13 protein-coding genes are annotated in these 16,662 nt (G+C 64.7%); 8 read left to right on the forward strand and 5 right to left on the reverse strand.

Going from position 1 to position 16,662, the window contains the following annotated elements; translation table 11 throughout:
* Positions 1-194 precede the first annotated feature (194 nt).
* The 5 genes from B4F51_RS24490 to B4F51_RS24510 all read left to right on the forward strand — a co-directional run bounded on the left by B4F51_RS24490 (position 195) and on the right by B4F51_RS24510 (position 6,941).
* On the forward strand, positions 195-3,215 hold the full coding sequence (locus B4F51_RS24490) for an Rne/Rng family ribonuclease (RefSeq protein WP_296229454.1): 3,021 nt from the start codon (positions 195-197) through the stop codon (positions 3,213-3,215).
* Between the two features lie 182 nt (positions 3,216-3,397).
* A complete protein-coding gene (moaA, locus tag B4F51_RS24495) occupies positions 3,398-4,528 on the forward strand; it encodes a GTP 3',8-cyclase MoaA (RefSeq protein ID WP_296229455.1) in 1,131 nt (376 codons plus the stop codon).
* A 27-nt stretch (positions 4,529-4,555) separates the two neighbouring features.
* Positions 4,556-5,170 carry a molybdenum cofactor guanylyltransferase MobA gene (gene mobA / locus B4F51_RS24500; protein ID WP_296229456.1) on the forward strand — a complete coding sequence of 205 codons (615 nt, stop codon included), beginning with the start codon at positions 4,556-4,558 and terminating at the stop codon, positions 5,168-5,170.
* 27 nt (positions 5,171-5,197) lie between these two features.
* Positions 5,198-6,478: a gephyrin-like molybdotransferase Glp gene (gene glp / locus B4F51_RS24505; protein WP_296229457.1), complete on the forward strand. Its 1,281-nt coding sequence runs from the start codon at positions 5,198-5,200 to the stop codon at positions 6,476-6,478.
* Positions 6,479-6,662: 184 nt separating this feature from the next.
* Positions 6,663-6,941: a hypothetical protein gene (locus B4F51_RS24510; RefSeq protein WP_045786446.1), complete on the forward strand. Its 279-nt coding sequence runs from the start codon at positions 6,663-6,665 to the stop codon at positions 6,939-6,941.
* A 73-nt stretch (positions 6,942-7,014) separates the two neighbouring features.
* On the opposite strand, the gene B4F51_RS24515 is transcribed toward B4F51_RS24510, so the two are convergent.
* The 5 genes from B4F51_RS24515 to pncB form a co-directional block, all read right to left on the reverse strand.
* Entirely contained in the window at positions 7,015-8,487 is a 1,473-nt protein-coding gene (locus tag B4F51_RS24515) for a DNA recombination protein RmuC (RefSeq protein WP_296229458.1), read from the reverse strand.
* 12 nt (positions 8,488-8,499) lie between these two features.
* Positions 8,500-9,504, reverse strand: a complete 1,005-nt coding sequence (locus tag B4F51_RS24520; RefSeq protein ID WP_296229459.1) for a 2-hydroxyacid dehydrogenase — start codon at positions 9,502-9,504, stop codon at positions 8,500-8,502.
* 13 nt (positions 9,505-9,517) lie between these two features.
* Complete coding sequence (locus tag B4F51_RS24525; RefSeq protein WP_296229460.1) at positions 9,518-10,927, reverse strand: sodium:proton antiporter; 1,410 nt, start codon at positions 10,925-10,927, stop codon at positions 9,518-9,520.
* A 92-nt stretch (positions 10,928-11,019) separates the two neighbouring features.
* Positions 11,020-11,739: a LutC/YkgG family protein gene (locus B4F51_RS24530; protein WP_296229461.1), complete on the reverse strand. Its 720-nt coding sequence runs from the start codon at positions 11,737-11,739 to the stop codon at positions 11,020-11,022.
* Between the two features lie 89 nt (positions 11,740-11,828).
* On the reverse strand, positions 11,829-12,998 hold the full coding sequence (gene pncB / locus B4F51_RS24535) for a nicotinate phosphoribosyltransferase (protein ID WP_296229462.1): 1,170 nt from the start codon (positions 12,996-12,998) through the stop codon (positions 11,829-11,831).
* 181 nt (positions 12,999-13,179) lie between these two features.
* On the opposite strand from pncB, the gene prfB reads away from it, so the two are divergent.
* The 3 genes from prfB (at position 13,180) to lysS (ending at position 16,600) form a co-directional block, all read left to right on the forward strand.
* Positions 13,180-14,284, forward strand: a protein-coding gene (gene prfB, locus B4F51_RS24540) for a peptide chain release factor 2 (protein WP_296229463.1) whose coding sequence is annotated in 2 segments (ribosomal slippage) — positions 13,180-13,260 and positions 13,262-14,284 — 1,104 coding nt in all. Because the reading frame shifts where the segments join, the coding sequence is not laid out codon by codon here.
* 22 nt (positions 14,285-14,306) lie between these two features.
* Entirely contained in the window at positions 14,307-15,047 is a 741-nt protein-coding gene (locus B4F51_RS24545; RefSeq protein ID WP_296229464.1) for an SDR family oxidoreductase, read from the forward strand.
* Positions 15,048-15,076: 29 nt separating this feature from the next.
* Positions 15,077-16,600 (forward strand): lysine--tRNA ligase, encoded by a 1,524-nt coding sequence (gene lysS / locus B4F51_RS24550; RefSeq protein ID WP_296229467.1) that lies wholly within the window; start codon positions 15,077-15,079, stop codon positions 16,598-16,600.
* Positions 16,601-16,662 lie beyond the last annotated feature (62 nt).

Below are 16,662 nucleotides of genomic sequence, written 5' to 3' on the forward strand. Positions count from 1 at the left end.
ACAGGACGCGCGACAGGACGCCAACCGCGTTCAGTGAACTTCGCCCTGCCGTCCGTGACGCCCTCATTTCTTTCGCCCGTGCCCCGTCGCGCCGTTTTTTGTCGGCCGACACTCCGGCAATTCGTTGACCACCCGCTCCGCCTTCGCGTGCTCCATGAAGCGCCGTGCATGCACGGCATTGGAGTGAGGTTGCAATGAAACGCATGTTGTTCAATGCGACGCAGCAAGAAGAATTGCGCGTCGCCATTGTCGATGGTCAGAAGCTGATCGATATCGACATCGAAACCGCCGGGCGCGAACAGCGCAAAGGCAATATCTACAAGGGTGTCATCACCCGAATCGAACCATCGCTGGAGGCCTGCTTCGTCAACTACGGCGAAGAGCGGCACGGTTTTCTCCCCTTCAAGGAAGTCGCCCGCGCCTATTTCAAGAGCGGCGTGGACGTGCGCACCGCCCGCATCCAGGACGCCCTGTCCGAAGGCCAGGAACTGATCGTCCAGGTTGAAAAGGAAGAGCGGGGCAACAAGGGCGCAGCCCTGACCACGTTCATCTCGCTGGCCGGCCGCTACCTGGTGCTGATGCCGAACAACCCGCGCGGCGGCGGCGTGTCGCGCCGCATCGAGGGCGAAGATCGCCAGGAACTGCGCGAGACGATGGCGCAACTGGAAGTGCCGGACGGCATGAGCATCATCGCCCGCACCGCCGGCATCGGCCGCTCGGCCGAAGAGTTGCAGTGGGATTTGAACTACCTGATGCAGCTATGGAAAGCCGTCGATGGCGCTGCCGTCGATAACAAGGCTCCGCTGCTGATCTATCTCGAATCCAGCCTGGTGATCCGCGCCATTCGCGATTACTTCCAGCCGGATATCGGTGAAATCCTGATCGATACGGACGATATCTACGATCAGGCCCGCGCTTTCATGAGCGTGGTGATGCCCGACAACATGAATCGGGTGAAAAAGTACCGCGACGACGTTCCCCTGTTCTCGCGCTTCCAGATCGAACACCAGATCGAATCGGCGTACTCGCGCATGGTGATGCTGCCGTCGGGCGGCGCCATTGTGATCGACCATACCGAGGCGCTGGTCGCCATTGACGTGAACTCGGCACGCGCCACCAAGGGCGCCGATATCGAGGAAACCGCCGCGCGCACCAACCTTGAAGCTGCCGACGAAATCGCTCGCCAGCTCCGCCTGCGTGACCTCGGCGGTCTGATCGTGATCGACTTCATCGACATGGAGTCGAGCAAGGCCCAGAAGGACGTCGAAACCCGCCTGAAGGATGCGCTGCGCCACGACCGCGCCCGCGTGCAAATGGGCAAGATCAGCCGCTTCGGCCTGATGGAGCTGTCGCGCCAGCGCTTGCGCCCGTCGCTGTCGGAAGGCTCGCACGTCACTTGCCCCCGCTGTAACGGCACAGGCCACATCCGCGATACCGAATCGTCTGCCCTGCAGGTGCTGCGCATCATCCAGGAAGAGGCGATGAAGGAAAACACCGCCGCAATCCACTGCCAGGTGCCGGTGGAAGTGGCTGCGTTCCTGCTCAACGAGAAACGCCCGGACATCAACCTGATCGAGACGCGCTTCAAGGTCAATGTGCTGCTGATCCCGAACAAGCATCTGGAGACGCCGCACTACAAGCTGGAGCGCCTGCGCCACGACGATCCACGCCTGGACGACAACAAGGCCAGCTACAAGATGGCCGAGGAAGCCGCCAAGGAGCTGGAAGCCGACACGGCCTACAGCACCCGCAAGGAAGCCGCCAAGCCGCGCCAGGAAGCGGCCGTCAAGGGCATCACGCCGGAACAGCCGGCGCCCGTGTCGGTACCGCGCGCCGAGCGCCCTGCCCGTACCGAGGCTGCCCCTGCTCCGCAAGCGCCCGCTCCGGTGCCTGCCCAAGGTGGTTTCGTGTCGTGGCTGAAGTCGCTGTTCGGCGGCAAGCCGGCCGAGCCGGTGGTTGCTGCGCCGGCCGAAGCCCCAAAGCAACGCGCTGAAGATGCCAACCGCCGCGACCGTGGCGGCCGCCAGGATCGTGGTGGCCGTGGCCAGCGCGGCGAACGTGGCGAGCGCCAAGCTCAAGGCCAGGGCCAGGGCCAGAGCGGCCGCGACGGCAACCGCCAGGGCCGCGAACGCAATGAAGCCCGCGAAGGCCAACAGCAGGCCCAGCGCGAAGGTCAACGTGACGGCCAACGTGGCAACCGTGATCGCAACCGCCAACCTGCCCAGGTCGAAGGCGGCGCGCGCGAAACCGCTGAAGCCCGCCAGCCGCAGCAAAGTCAGGAAGCCCGCGGTGAAGGTCAAGGTCGCCGTGAGCGCAACCAGGAACGCCGCGAGCGCCAGCCGCGCGAAGGTCGTGAAGGCCGCGAGCCACGTGAAAACCGCGAGCCGCGCGAAGGTCGCGAGCGTGACCAGCAAGCCAAGGAAGCCGCAGCCGTGGCTGCTGAGGGCTTGATCGACCAGACCGCTGCACCGCAAGTGCCGCAGAACCTGCTCGACACCACTGCCCTGACGGAAGCCACCGCCGTGGAAGGCGTTGCTCCGGGCGCGGAAGGCAATGGTGAAGGTGAAGAACGCCGCCGCCGTGGTCGCCGTGGCCGCAACCGCTATCGCCGTGACCGCGAAGGCGCGGAAGGCGTGCGCGCTGAGGGTGAAGGCGAAGTGGAAGGCAGCGAGAACGCCGCCGACACCATCGCAGAAGCCGAAGTGCATGCAGCCCCCGAAGGTGGCCAGCCCGTTGAGCCCGCACTGCGTGCGCCCGTGACCGAGTCGGTACCCGCCCCCGCCTCATCGTTCGCTCCGGTCGAGGCACCGGCCCCGGTGGTGCACGAACCCGTGCACACGACCGAAGCTGTTGCACAGGTTTCCGCCCTGCCCGCTGCGCAGCCGACCGAAACGGCCGTGACGGCCGCTGCTCCCGCAGCGGAAGGCGCGGAGGCTGCCATCGTGACCGCGCTCGCCGAGACGCCAGCGCCAGTCAGCATGGTGGCCAAGGCTTCGCCGCTGCCGATCGAGACGCTGCAAAGCGTCCTGACCGACGCGGGCATGACATGGGTCCACACGGATGCGCAAAAGCTGCAGGCCGCGCAGGACGAAGCTGCCCGCGCCGTCACGCCGCCGCGCGTGCCGCGCGAGCGCAAGCCGCTGCCGCCGATCCAGCAAGGTCCGATGATCCTGGTCGAAACCGGCCGCCCGGCGGGTGGTGCAGACCAGCAATAAGGGACAGCATCGGCAGATCACTCGCCGGCGCATTGCCTGAGGGCGGCTTCGGCCGCCCTTTTTCCTGCGCGCGGTGCGCGGCGCCGAATCTGTGATCCCGCATCAAACTGGGGCTGCGCTACACTCCAAGTTGTATCGGGTGCAACAGTCCTGCTCTATGGATTGACGCGCCGCACCACGTCATGACCGAAACCGTCATCCCCCTCTACGATCTGCGTGATCTACGTGATGGCCAGCACCATCGCGCTACGGTGCCTGCCGTGCCGGATGCGCTTGTCCCTGCGCAGGGCTGGCTGGCGGACACGCGCGGCCGCCGGCTGCACGATCTGCGCATCTCGGTGACGGACCGCTGCAACTTCCGCTGCGTCTACTGCATGCCGAAGGATGTGTTCGACAAGGACTATCGCTTCCTGCGCCACTCCGAGCTGCTGTCGTTCGAAGAGATTGAGCGCATGGTGCGATTGTTCATCGAGCACGGTGTCGAGAAGATTCGCCTGACGGGCGGCGAGCCGTTGCTGCGCAAGGACATCGAACGCTTGGTCGAAATGCTCGCGCGCCTGACGACAACGCAGGGCAAGCCGCTGGACCTGACGCTCACCACCAACGGCGCCCTGCTCGCCCGCAAAGCGCAGTCGCTCAAGGATGCGGGCTTGAGCCGCGTGACGGTCAGCCTCGATGGCATCGACGATGCGACCTTCCGCCGCATGAATGACGTCGACTTTGCCGTGAGCGAGGTGCTGCACGGCATCGAGGTTGCGCAGCAAATGGGCCTCGCACCGTTGAAGGTCAACATGGTCGTCAAGAAAGGCGACAACGACGACCAGATCGTGCCGATGGCGCGTCACTTCCGTGGCAGCGGCATCATCGTGCGGTTTATCGAATACATGGACGTGGGTACGACCAACCACTGGGACATGCGCTCGGTAGTGCCGTCCGCCGAGGTGGTCAAGCGTCTGTCGGCGGAATTTGCGCTGGAGCCGTTGTCGGCCAACTACAGCGGCGAGACCGCCGAGCGCTGGCGCTACGTGGATGGCGCGGGCGAGATCGGCGTGATTTCGAGTGTGACGCAGGCGTTCTGCCAAGACTGCACGCGCGCGCGGCTCTCGACCGAAGGCAAGCTGTACCTGTGCCTGTTCGCGACCGAAGGCTTTGACCTGCGCGCCCTGCTGCGCGGCGGCGCAACCGACCTCGAACTCTCCAATGCGATCCGCGCCATCTGGCAAAGCCGCGCGGACCGCTACTCCGAACTGCGCGCCAGCGGCCAGGCCCATCCGGCAGGCCGGCGCATCGAAATGTCCTACATCGGCGGCTGACGCCCAGTCGGTCGCCCACGCATCCACATGATTTCCACTTCCGATATCACCGGCCTGATCCTGGCCGGCGGCCGGGGCAGCCGCATGGGCGGCGTAGACAAAGGCCTGCAGGTCTTCCGTGGTGCACCGATGGCGATGCACACATTGATGCGTCTGTCTCCGCAGGTCGATCACGTACTCATCAATGCCAACCGCAACCTGGCAGCGTACGAATCGTTCGGGGTGCCGGTGGTGGTGGATTCCGTCCCGGATTTTGCCGGGCCGCTGGCAGGCATCCTGGCCGGGCTCGAGCAATGCCAGACACGCTATCTGCTGATAGCCCCGTGCGACTCGCCGTTCGTGCCGGCCGACCTCGCCGCCCGGCTGTCGAAAGCCCTGGAAGAAGCTGGCGCGCGCATCGCCATGCCCGTAACGATGGAGCCGGATGAGCACGGTCAACCGCGCCGGCAAGCGCAGCCGGTATTCTGCTTGATCGACGCGCTGCTCGCCGACGATCTGACCGCCTACCTGCAAGGCGGCGGCCGCAAGATCGAAACCTGGACGGCGCGCCATCCGACAGTGGACGTGCCGTTCGACGACACCGCCGCCTTCGCCAACATCAATACGCTGGACGAACTGCATTCCCTGGCCGAGCGCCGCTAGAGCGCTGCCTGATCCCTCACCAACGCCATGACCACCCTCGCCTCCGTCGTCTCCTGCCTGTCCGACTACGATCCGAACGCACTGCCCGTGGCGCAGGCGCAAGCCATCATGCGCGGCTTCGTGCAGCCGGTCAGCGGCTTTGCACGCGTGCCGATTCGCAGCGCGCTTGACCGCGTGCTGGCCGAAGACGTGCTGTCGTCCATCGACGTGCCCTCGCACGACAACTCGGCGATGGACGGCTTCGCCTTTGCCAGCGCCGAGCTTTCGAACGGCACTGGCGATGTATCGCTGCGTGTGATCGGCACGGCGTATGCGGGCGTCGCCTTTGATGGCACACCGGGTGCGGGCGAGGCCGTGCGCGTGATGACGGGGGCCGTCATGCCCGCAAACTGCGACACGGTGATCCCGCAGGAATTCACGCAGGGCGATGACGCCAACGTGCGTTTTGCCCGTGACGCCGTCCGCGCAGGCGACAACCGCCGCCTGCGCGGCGAAGACCTCGCCTGCGGCAGCCCAGCCCTGTCTGCCGGCCGCATCCTCCGCCCTGCCGATATCGGCCTGCTCGCTTCGCTCGGCATCGCTGAGGTGCCGGTGCGCCGCAAGCTGCGCGTGGCGTTCTTCTCCACCGGTGATGAACTGCGCTCCATCGGCGAACCGCTGGACACCGGCTGCGTTTACGACTCGAACCGCTATACGCTGCACGGGATGCTCTCGCGCCTGGGCGTGGAACTGCTGGACATGGGCGTCGTGCGCGACGACCCGGCCGCGCTGGAAGCCGCCTTCCGCACCGCCGCCGAAAATGCCGATGCGATCATCACCTCGGGTGGTGTCTCGGTCGGCGAGGCTGATTTCACCAAGCAGATGATGGCCAAGCTTGGCGACGTGACGTTCTGGAAGATCGCCATGCGCCCGGGCCGGCCGATGGCCTTCGGCCGCATCACATCAAACAACCACAGCGCTTTCCTGTTCGGCCTGCCGGGCAATCCAGTGGCGGTGATGGTGACGTTCTATCACTTCGTACGCGGTGCCCTGCTCCGCATGATGGGTGCCACCGATGTCGGCGCGCCGCTCGTGCCGGCCGTAAGCGTTGCGCCGATCCGCAAGCGCCCGGGCCGCACGGAGTACCAGCGCGCCATCGCTTCGTTGAGCGACCGCGGCCAGCTCGAAGTGCGCCTGACCGGCCAGCAAGGCTCGGGAGTGCTGCGTTCCATGAGCGAGGCGAATTGCTTCATCGTCCTCGCACACGAGCAGGGGCAGGTCAACGCGGGGGATACCGTGCAGATCCTGCTGTTCGACGGTCTGGTCTGAAACTCGACTCCGAGCGCGCCACAACAGTGCAGGCGTGGCGGCTGCAGCCCTTGCATCGCTCGCAAGACCGCATGCTGTCGGTTTTTTGCGTCACCCACGGGCCACGGGTATCGGCAGGTCGGTCGATTCGCTACACTTTGCGCCAGTTTGAATGTTTTGAGTTTGCCTGAGCTTGCGTACTGCCATGATGACCAAGGAGATTGCCTACCTCCACCCCGCCCACACCGCGCGTGCGCTGGTGCTGGTGTACCTGTGTTTCTCGCTTCCGGTCGTGGGGCTGTTCTTCTTTGTCGGTTTCGTCCGCTATGGCGAATTGCCGACGGTGGTCGTGCTCAGTGGCCTGATTCTCAATGCGCTGGTCGGCTTTGGAGCGCTCTGGCTGGCCTGCCGCGCCTACAACTGGGTGGCAGCACGCTTCGGCGGCATCGAGATCGTGCTGCGCGACGTGCCTGAAGAAGCCTGATCGGCCAGCGCACGATCCACGAAAAAGGGGCGGAAATTTCCGCCCCTTTTTGTTTGCCGATCCCGACGCCGGATCACTCCGCTTCAGCTTCGTCGTCCGCCGGCAGGGCCGCCTCCAGCCCCAGCACGTTCTGCGCTGACTCGCTCGGCAGCGCTTCCACCGCCTTAAGCTTGCGGTTCATCTGGCGCGTGCGTACCTCCGCCTGTTCAATGTTGCTGACCGCGCGCTCCAGCGTCTTCTTGGTCGCGGCCAGCACGTCGCCGAACTTGCCGAACTCGCTCTTTACCGCGCCCAGCACCTGCCAGACCTCACTGGAGCGCTTCTCCAGCGCCAGTGTGCGGAAACCCATCTGCAGGCTGTTCAGGATGGCCGTGAGCGTGGTCGGCCCCGCCACCGTCACTCGGAACTTGCGTTGCAGCTCGTCCGTCAGGCCCGGACGGCGCAGCACTTCGGCATAGAGGCCTTCGGTCGGCAGGAAGAGGATGGCGAAGTCGGTGGTGGCCGGTGGCGCGATGTACTTCTCGTGGATGGTCTGCGCTTCCCTGCGCACGGCCACTTCCAGTTCGCGGCTGGCGACGGTGGCGGCCTCCACATCGGCGCGTTCCTGCGCGTCGAGCAAGCGTTCGTATTGCTCTTTCGGGAACTTGGCGTCGATGGGCAGCCAGACGGTGGCGTCATGATCCGCATCGGTCTTCCCGGGCAGGCGGATGGCGAACTCCACGCGCGCACCGGTGCCGCGCACGGTCTCGACGTTCTTGTCGTACTGCTCGGGCGTGAGCATCTGTTCGAGCAGCATCTCCAACTGGACTTCGCCCCAGGTGCCGCGCGTCTTCACGTTGGTCAGCACCTTCTTCAGGTCGCCCACGCCCTGGGCCAGCGCTTGCATCTCGCCCAGGCCGCGGTGCACTTGTTCGAGCCGATCGGACACCAGCTTGAACGATTCACCCAGGCGCTGCTCCAGCGTGGCATGCAGTTTTTCATCGACGGTGCGGCGCATCTCGTCGAGCTTGGTGGCGTTGTTGGCCTCGATATCCTTGAGCTTCTGCTCCAGCGTGGCGCGCACCTCCGCCAGACGGCGTTCGTTGCCCTCGGCCAGTTGGGCGAGCTGCTGCTGCATCGTCTCGCCAAATCGGCGCAGCGCGTTGCCCTGCTCTTCGCGGGCCTGCTGGGCTTGTTGCTGTAGGTTCTGGCGCACAGCCTCAAGTTGCTGCGTGTTGGTCTCGGTCAGCTTGGTGAGCTGCTGGGCGAACGTGTCGATCTGGTTGTTCTGCAGCGTGGCGACGCTGGTCAGCTGTGTGGCCAGCACCTGCTGGAACTGGCCGAGTTGCTGGGTGACATCGCTGCGGCCAATACGCGCCGTCTCGGCGATCTCTCCGCGCAGCTCGCGCTCAATGCGCTCGTTGCCGCGCATGAGCTCTTCGCGCAGCGTTGCGAGCATCGGCGACACGTCGTTCGCTGCCGGGCGCGACACGCCACGCCAGATCAGCGCACACAGCGCGGCCACCACAGCCACGCCCAGCAACGTCAGTAAAGCCATCCAATCCATATGTCAGTTCGATCAGGCAGAGGGGCGCTGCACAGCCAGCGCATCCGGGTTCAACAGGTTGGGCGGTTGCCCGGCGCGCGGCCCGAAGCCGAGCGCTGAAATCAGGTTGTCGGCCGCCAGATTGGCCATCCCCAGCCGCGTGCCGTACGTGGCGCTGGCGATATGCGGCGTGAGCGCAACGTGCTCGGCCTCCAGCAGCGCGGGATGCACCTTGGGCTCGCCTTCGTATACATCCAGACCTGCGGCAAAGATGCGCTTCTCGGCCAGCGCCCGCGCCAGCGCCGCGTCATCGACGATGCCGCCACGCGCAAGGTTGACCAGCGTGGCAGTCGGCTTCATCTGCGCCAACTCGGCCGTGCCGATGGCGTGGTGGCTGTCCTTGGAATACGGCAGCACCAGCACAAGGTGGTCGGCCTGCTTCAGCAAGTCTTCCTTGCTGACATACGTGGCGCGCGTATCCTGCTCGACCTCGGGCGCGAGCCGGCTGCGGTTGTGATAGATCACGCGCATCGAGAAGCCACTGGCTCGCCGCGCCAACGCCTGGCCGATGCGACCCATACCCAGGATGCCCAGCGTGCTGCCATACACTTCAGCGCCGAGGAACATGTCATACGTCCAGCGCTGCCACTGCCCCGCTCGCAGCCAGCGCTCGGATTCCGAGACGCGCCGCGCGGCCGCCATCAGCAGCGCCCAACCAAAGTCGGCCGTGGTCTCGGTCAGGATGTCGGGCGTGTTGGTAGCCAGGATGCCCGCGCGCGTCATCGCCGGCAGGTCGAGGTTGTTGTAACCGACGGCCATGTTGGCGACTGCGCGCAGCGTCGGCACGCGGGCGATCAGATCCGCGTTGATTGCGTCTGCGGCATTGGCCAGCAGGCCCACGCGGCCCTGTAAGCGCTCGGCCAGCGCTTCAGGCGGATAGACGACGTCGGCCTGGTTATCGACCACATCGAACGTCTCGCGCAGACGCTCCAGCACTTCAGGAAACATCGCACGGGTGACAAGGATTCCGGGTTTCATGCGCGTATCACGTCTAGCGGAAAAAAACGAACGTCATCAGGACAAAGATCGGCACCAGAATGCCCACCGACCACAGCATGTAGCCGAAGAAGCTCGGCATCTGCAGGCCCCGGCTTTCAGCAATGGCCTTGACCATCAGGTTGGGCGCGTTGCCGATGTAAGTGTTGGCGCCCATGAACACGGCACCGGCCGAAATGGCGGCCAATGTGGCAGCGCCCTCGGTCATCAGCATCTTGGCGTCGCCGCCGGCGGTATTGAAGAACACGAGATACGTCGGCGCGTTGTCGAGAAACGACGACAGCAACCCCGTCGCCCAGAAATACATCGCGTTGTGAGGTTGACCGGAGCTGTCGTTGACCAGCCGCACGATGACCGCGAACGGGCCGTCGACGCCGGCCTTGAGCATGGCAATCACCGGGCCGATCGTAATGAAGATGCTGGCGAACAGCTTGGCAACTTCCAGAATCGGCTCCCAGTTGAACTCATTGCCGGTGCGCGCGCTGCCGGATGTGACCCCCAACGACAGCAAGGCGATCGCCACCAGACCGATGTCGCGCACCACGTTCTGCAGCAGTACCTCGGTGCCCATCACATGGAAGACGATGCCGGGCTTCCACAGGCCGCTCATCAGCACGAGGCCCAGGATGCCTGCGAGCAGCACGAAGTTGACGTTGCCTTCAAAGCGCAGCGGGCCGGCGTCATCCGGTGTGGCGTCGGTGATGTTAGGCAGTTCTTCCTTGCCCGTGTGGTAGTAGTAGCTGTCGACGATGAAGAAGATCACCAGTAGCAGCACCCACATCGTCAGCGTCTGGCGCCACAGAGACTGGGTGGTCCAGAAGAAATCGACACCTTGCAGAAAGCCGAGGAACAGCGGCGGATCGCCCAGCGGCGTGAGCGCCCCACCCGCATTGGCCACCAGGAAGATGAAGAACACCACGACGTGCGCACGGTGCCGGCGCGCCTCGTTGGCGCGCAGCAGCGGCCGGATCAGCAGCATGGCTGCCCCGGTCGTCCCCATGATGCTGGCCAAGCCGGTGCCCAGCGCGATCAAGCCGGTATTGAGCTTGGGCGTACCGTGGATATTGCCGCGAATGCAGATGCCGCCCGCTACGACATACAGCGCGGCAATCAATGCAATGAAGGGGATGTACTCAGCAAGCGCGGCATGAACAACAGAGGCGATCGCCGCCTCTGCGCTGAAGCCGATACCGAACGGCACCAGAAACGCTAACGCCCACGCCGCCGCGATCTTGCCGTAATGCGCATGCCACAGTTTGGGCGCCACGAGCGGCGCAATGGCGATCGACAACAGAATGCCCGCGAACGGCACACCCCACCACAGCGGCAACTCTGCACCATCGATATCGGCGGCACGCGCCAGGCCACAAAGAAACAGGAAGACGACGGGCCAGAGGCGTTTCACGCGGGCGTTCTCCTAGACATCGGCGCACTGCGAACACCGCCGCGCCAGACGGACAAAGACGCCAGTGTAAACGCCCAGGCAAATTTCGCCGATCAGGCGTCCGTCACGACGATCACGTGTACGCGGTACGGGCCATGCGCGCCGAGCACGATGGTCTGCTCAATATCGCCCGTGCGCGACGGGCCGCTGATGACGTTGGTAGCGCGCGGCAACTCGCCTCGCTCCGCGCGCATCAGCGCATAGGCCTCTTCGAGGTTGGCGACGATGCGCGACTGCGGCACCACGGCGATATGCGTCTCGGGCAGCAGCGCCGTGGACGCCACGTTCTCCGGCCCGGACAGCAGCATCAGCGAGCCGGTCTCGGCAATCGCACAAAAACAGCCGGTGATGCCGATGAGGTCGCCATGATCGTGATCCGCTTGCGGTTCGCGCACAGGGGGACGGAAGTCGACGGCGATACCGGAGGCAGCCCAATCGAGCGATTGCAGCGTGGTCCACGCCACGGCGCGCGGCGCAAGGCTCAGGCCAGACAGGTAACGGGCAGCGGCCGCCGGCACGTCAGCCAGCGTGGCGACGGTGTCCAGCGTGGAGGCCATCTTCAGCGCCCGCTCGGCAAAATGGGCGGCAAGATTTTCGGGCGCCAGCGGGCGCGGGCCAGCAGGATGTCGCGTGAGGTAGTCCGCCACGGCGTCGTGTTCGCCCTGCGTCGGTTGCTCGGGACGGTTCTGCGCATTGCGGATGCGTGCAAAGATGGCGTCGCGGGCGCTGGTCGTGTCGAGCGGGTCGGCGGGGGTGTCCGGTCGTGTGTCCATGGCGGCTCCGAAAGATCGGCTGATTATACGAGCCGGCCGCGCGGGCGCCTGGCGGCGCCCTTGAAACTTATTCGGCGCCAGCGTGAGCCTTATTGCACGCCAAACACCTGCTTGAGGTATGTGAGGTACGCCGGGTCGTCGCACATGGTCTTCTCCGGCGCGTCCGACAGCTTGGCGACCGGCTGCCCATTGCAACGGACCATCTTGATGACGATCTGTAGCGGCGTATAGCCCAGGTCGTTGGTCAGGTTGGTGCCCACCCCGAACGCCAGCTTGCAGCGCCCATGGAAGCGCTCGTACAACGCGATGACCTTGGGCATATCCAGGCTGTCGGAGAAGATCAGCGCTTTGGATTTCGGGTCGACGCGCAGGTCTTCATAATGCTGGAGCATGCGTTCACCCCACTCGAACGGATCGCCAGAATCGTGGCGTACGCCGTCAAAGAGCTTGCAGAAGAACATGTCAAAGTCGCGCAGGAAAGCGTCGAAGCCATAGGTGTCCGACAGCGCGATACCTAGATCGCCGCGGTATTCCTTGGCCCAGGTTTCCAGCGCGAAAGTCTGCGAATCGCGCAGGCGCGGGCCCAGCGCCTGGCAGGCCTGCAGGTATTCGTGCGCCATGGTGCCCAGCGGCGTCATGCCGTGCTTCATGGCGAAGTAGACGTTGCTGGTGCCGGCGTACTGGGCGCCGAGCTGCGTGCGCGTCTCCAGCAGCACATGCTCGTGCCAAGTGTGCGAGAAGCGGCGGCGCGTGCCGTAATCGGCAATGCGGCAATCCTCCAGCCCCGGGCGCATCAGCGAGCCAAGCTTGGCAGTCAGGCGACGCTTGCCCTCGTCCCACTGTGGATGGCTTTGCGTGCGGCTGAAGAACACTTCGTTGACGATGGCCAGCACAGGCACCTCGAACATGATCGTGTGCAGCCACGGCCCCGCGATCACGATCTCGATCTGCCCGTCATTGCTGGACGCCGCGCGCACCTCGATGTACTTCTCGTTCAAGTGGAACAGGCCGAGAAAATCGACGAAATCGCTCTTGATGAAGCGCAGGCCGCGCAGGTAATCGAGTTCTGTCTCGGTAAAGCGCAATGTGCAGAGATGGCGGATCTCGGCACGGATTTCCTCGATGAACGGCACCAGATCAACGCCAGCATTGCGGCACTTGAAGCGGTATTCAACGTGCGCGCCAGGAAAGTGATGCAAGACGACCTGCATCATGGTGAACTTGTACAGATCGGTATCGAGCAGCGAATGGATGATCATCTGGACAGCCGGTAAAACGCGGCACCTGCGCGCGGGATGGCCGTCATGCTAACCGAAGGCCCTGCAGATCGAGGGGGACGACCCACAAATCTCTTCCAAAACACGGCTTTTGCCAGCCCGCGCGGGCGGAAAACCCCTTGATTCCGCTATAATTTCCGGTTTCCGATCGGATTTTTGCACCATGGAAGCAGAACGCCTCAATGCCATCCAGAACACGTTGGCCGACCTGAAGTCGCGCGCCGACGAGCTTCGGAGGTATCTTTGACTACGACGTCAAATCTGAACGTCTGACCGAAGTCGATCAAGAGCTCGAAAACCCCGAGGTCTGGAACGACCCCAAACGCGCCCAGGAGCTGGGCCGCGAAAAGAAATCGCTCGAGGGCGTGGTCTTTGCGCTGACCAAGCTCGACGAAGACCTGACCGGCGGCGCCGAGCTGTTCGAGCTGGCCCGCGAAGAAGGCGACGACGACACCATCGAGGCCATCGAGGCCGACACCGCCGGCATGCGCGCCATTGTCGAAGACATGGAATTCCGCCGCATGTTCTCCGGCCCGATGGACGCCGCCAACTGCTTCATCGACATCCAGGCCGGCGCAGGCGGCACCGAGGCGTGCGACTGGGCATCGATGCTGCTGCGCCAGTACCTGAAGTACTGCGAGCGCAAGGGCTTCAAGACCGAAGTGCTGGAGGAGTCCGAAGGCGACGTCGCCGGCATCAAGAGCGCATCGATCAAGGTCGAAGGCGAATACGCATTCGGCTTCCTGCGCACCGAAACCGGCGTGCACCGCCTGGTGCGCAAGTCGCCGTTCGACTCGGCAGGCGGGCGCCACACGTCGTTCTCGTCGATCTTCGTGTATCCGGAAGTGGACGACTCGATCGAGATCGAAGTCAACCCGGCGGACCTGCGCGTCGATACGTACCGTGCTTCCGGTGCGGGCGGCCAGCACATCAACAAGACCGATTCAGCCGTGCGGATCACGCACATCCCGACCGGCATCGTCGTGCAGTGCCAGAACGACCGCTCACAGCACCGCAACCGCGCCGAGGCGATGTCGATGCTGAAATCGCGCCTGTATGAGCACGAGCTGCGCAAGCGCCAAGCCGCGGCCGACGCGCAAGAAGCCGCCAAGACCGACGTGGGCTGGGGCCACCAGATCCGCTCCTACGTGCTGGACCAGAGCCGCATCAAGGATCTGCGCACCAACGTGGAAATCTCCAACACCCAGAAGGTGCTGGACGGCGATCTCGACGCCTTCATCGAGGCCAGCCTGAAGCAAGGCGTCTAACCACGCGACGGAGCCCACTTCCATGGCTGACACGTCCCTGTTCATCCTGACCGGCGCCTCGCGCGGCCTGGGCGCCGCGCTGGCCCAGGCATTGATGAAACCCGCCCACCACCTTGTCTGCGTCGCGCGCGGTGACAACGCCGAACTGCGCGCGCAGGCGGCCGCCGCTGGCGTGACGCTCGACTGGCATCAGGTCGATCTGTCCGAAGCACATGCCGCCGAGGCCTGGATGACCAAGACGCTGGCTGCCCTACCTGCCTTTGCGGCCGTGACGCTAGTGCTCAACGCCGGCGCAGTCGAGCCGATCGGCACCATCGATACGCTGCGTGCCGACACGCTGCTGCCGCACCTGCAACTGAATCTGGCGGGCCCCATGGCGTTGACCGCCGCCCTGCTGCGCGGCACCGCCGCGTGGGGCGCACAACGCCGCGTGCTGGCGATCTCGTCGGGCGCCGCGCGTCGGCCGATCGCCGGTTGGGCCGCCTACTGCACGGGCAAGGCCGGGCTGGACATGTTCGTGCGCGCCCTCAATGCCGATGGCGATGCCAGCGTGCGCGCCGTGGCGCTGGCCCCGGGCGTGATCGACACCGACATGCAACGCACCATCCGTGGCGCCGACTTTGCCGGCGTGCAGCGCTTCCGCGATCTGCACGCGCATGGCGAGCTGGTCTCGCCGCAAGACGCCGCCGCGCGCATCGCCGCCTACCTCGCCCGCCCCGACTTCGGCGCGACGGAGATCGACGACCTGCGCAATTACGCGTGACCCGACACGACTTTCCTCACATCACCACCATGACCGAACCGAACAACCCAGCCGTGCCGGCGCAAGACGACAACCAGATCATCGCCGAGCGCCGCGAGAAGTTGGCTGCGATCCGCGAGCAAGGCGTTGCCTTCCCGAACGACTTCCGTCCGACGCACCACGCTGCCGATCTGCAAGCCAAGTACCGCGAGACCGAGCAGGCTGCACTCGAAGCCGAGCCGGTGCAGGTGGCCGTGGCCGGCCGCATGATGCTCAAGCGCGTGATGGGCAAGGCCAGCTTTGCCACCGTGCAGGACAGCACCGACCGCATCCAGTTCTACATCAGCCGCGACGCAGTGGGCGAAGACGTCTACGCCAGCTTCAAGAAATGGGACCTGGGCGACATCGTGGCCGCGCGCGGCACGCTGATGAAGACCAAGACCGGCGAACTGTCGGTGGCCGTGACCGAGCTGCGCCTGCTCTCCAAGAGCCTGCGCCCGCTGCCGGGCGACTACTACGGCCTGGCCGACCAGGAACAGAAGTACCGCCAGCGCTATGTCGACCTGATCGTCTCGAAAGAGACACGCGACAACTTCCGCGCCCGCACCAAGGCCATGGCTTCGCTGCGCAACTTCATGGCCGGCAACGGCTTCATGGAAGTGGAAACGCCGATGCTGCACCCGATTCCGGGCGGCGCGGCGGCCAAGCCGTTCATCACGCACCACAATGCGCTGGACATGCAGATGTTCCTGCGAATCGCGCCGGAGTTGTACCTCAAGCGCCTGATCGTTGGCGGCTTCGATCGCGTGTACGAGATCAACCGCAACTTCCGTAACGAAGGGGTGAGCCCGCGCCACAACCCCGAGTTCACGATGATGGAGTTCTACGCGGCCTACACGGACTACCGCTGGCTGATGGACTTCACCGAGCGACTGATCCGTCAGGCTGCCATCGATGCCTCGGGCACCGCCACCCTGACCTACCAGGGCCGCGAGCTGGACCTGTCCAAGCCGTTCCACCGCCTGACGATTTGCCAGGCGATCCAGAAGTACGCGCCGCAGTACACCGACGCGCAACTGGCCGACGCCGACTTCCTGCGCGCCGAACTCAAGAAGTTCAAGATCGACACCAACGCGCCGCAATTCCTGAACGCCGGCGTGGGCACGCTGCAACTGGTGCTGTTTGAAGAGACGGCCGAGTCGCAACTGTGGGAACCGACCTTCATCATCGACTACCCGGTTGAAGTGTCGCCACTGGCACGCGGCTCCGACACGCTGCCGGGCATCACCGAGCGCTTCGAGCTATTCATCACCGGCCGCGAGATCGCCAACGGCTTCTCCGAGTTGAATGACCCGGAAGACCAGGCCGAGCGCTTCCGCAAGCAGGTCGAGCAGAAGGACGCGGGCGACGAAGAAGCGATGTTCTACGACGCCGACTACATCCGCGCACTGGAATACGGCATGCCCCCGACCGGCGGCTGTGGTATCGGCATCGACCGCCTGGTGATGCTGCTGACCGACAGCCCGAACATCCGCGACGTGATCCTCTTCCCGCACCTGCGCCGCGAAGACTGATCGATCACTCGATATCCGCTCGAAAAGAAAATGCCCCTTCGGGGGTAATGCCGTTCAGTTAA

It is taken from the genome of Ralstonia sp. UBA689 (assembly GCF_002298975.1).
In the GTDB taxonomy this organism is placed as follows: domain Bacteria; phylum Pseudomonadota; class Gammaproteobacteria; order Burkholderiales; family Burkholderiaceae; genus Ralstonia.

Excerpts from the sequence above, each read along its gene's own strand:
- B4F51_RS24490 (WP_296229454.1), top strand. The coding sequence starts at position 195 with ATGAAACGCATGTTGTTCAATGCGACGCAGCAAGAAGAATTGCGCGTC.
- moaA (WP_296229455.1), top strand. The coding sequence starts at position 3,398 with ATGACCGAAACCGTCATCCCCCTCTACGATCTGCGTGATCTACGTGAT.
- mobA (WP_296229456.1), top strand. The coding sequence starts at position 4,556 with ATGATTTCCACTTCCGATATCACCGGCCTGATCCTGGCCGGCGGCCGG.
- glp (WP_296229457.1), top strand. The coding sequence starts at position 5,198 with ATGACCACCCTCGCCTCCGTCGTCTCCTGCCTGTCCGACTACGATCCG.
- B4F51_RS24510 (WP_045786446.1), top strand. The coding sequence starts at position 6,663 with ATGATGACCAAGGAGATTGCCTACCTCCACCCCGCCCACACCGCGCGT.
- B4F51_RS24515 (WP_296229458.1), bottom strand. The coding sequence starts at position 8,487 with ATGGATTGGATGGCTTTACTGACGTTGCTGGGCGTGGCTGTGGTGGCC.
- B4F51_RS24520 (WP_296229459.1), bottom strand. The coding sequence starts at position 9,504 with ATGAAACCCGGAATCCTTGTCACCCGTGCGATGTTTCCTGAAGTGCTG.
- B4F51_RS24530 (WP_296229461.1), bottom strand. The coding sequence starts at position 11,739 with ATGGACACACGACCGGACACCCCCGCCGACCCGCTCGACACGACCAGC.
- pncB (WP_296229462.1), bottom strand. The coding sequence starts at position 12,998 with ATGATCATCCATTCGCTGCTCGATACCGATCTGTACAAGTTCACCATG.
- B4F51_RS24545 (WP_296229464.1), top strand. The coding sequence starts at position 14,307 with ATGGCTGACACGTCCCTGTTCATCCTGACCGGCGCCTCGCGCGGCCTG.
- lysS (WP_296229467.1), top strand. The coding sequence starts at position 15,077 with ATGACCGAACCGAACAACCCAGCCGTGCCGGCGCAAGACGACAACCAG.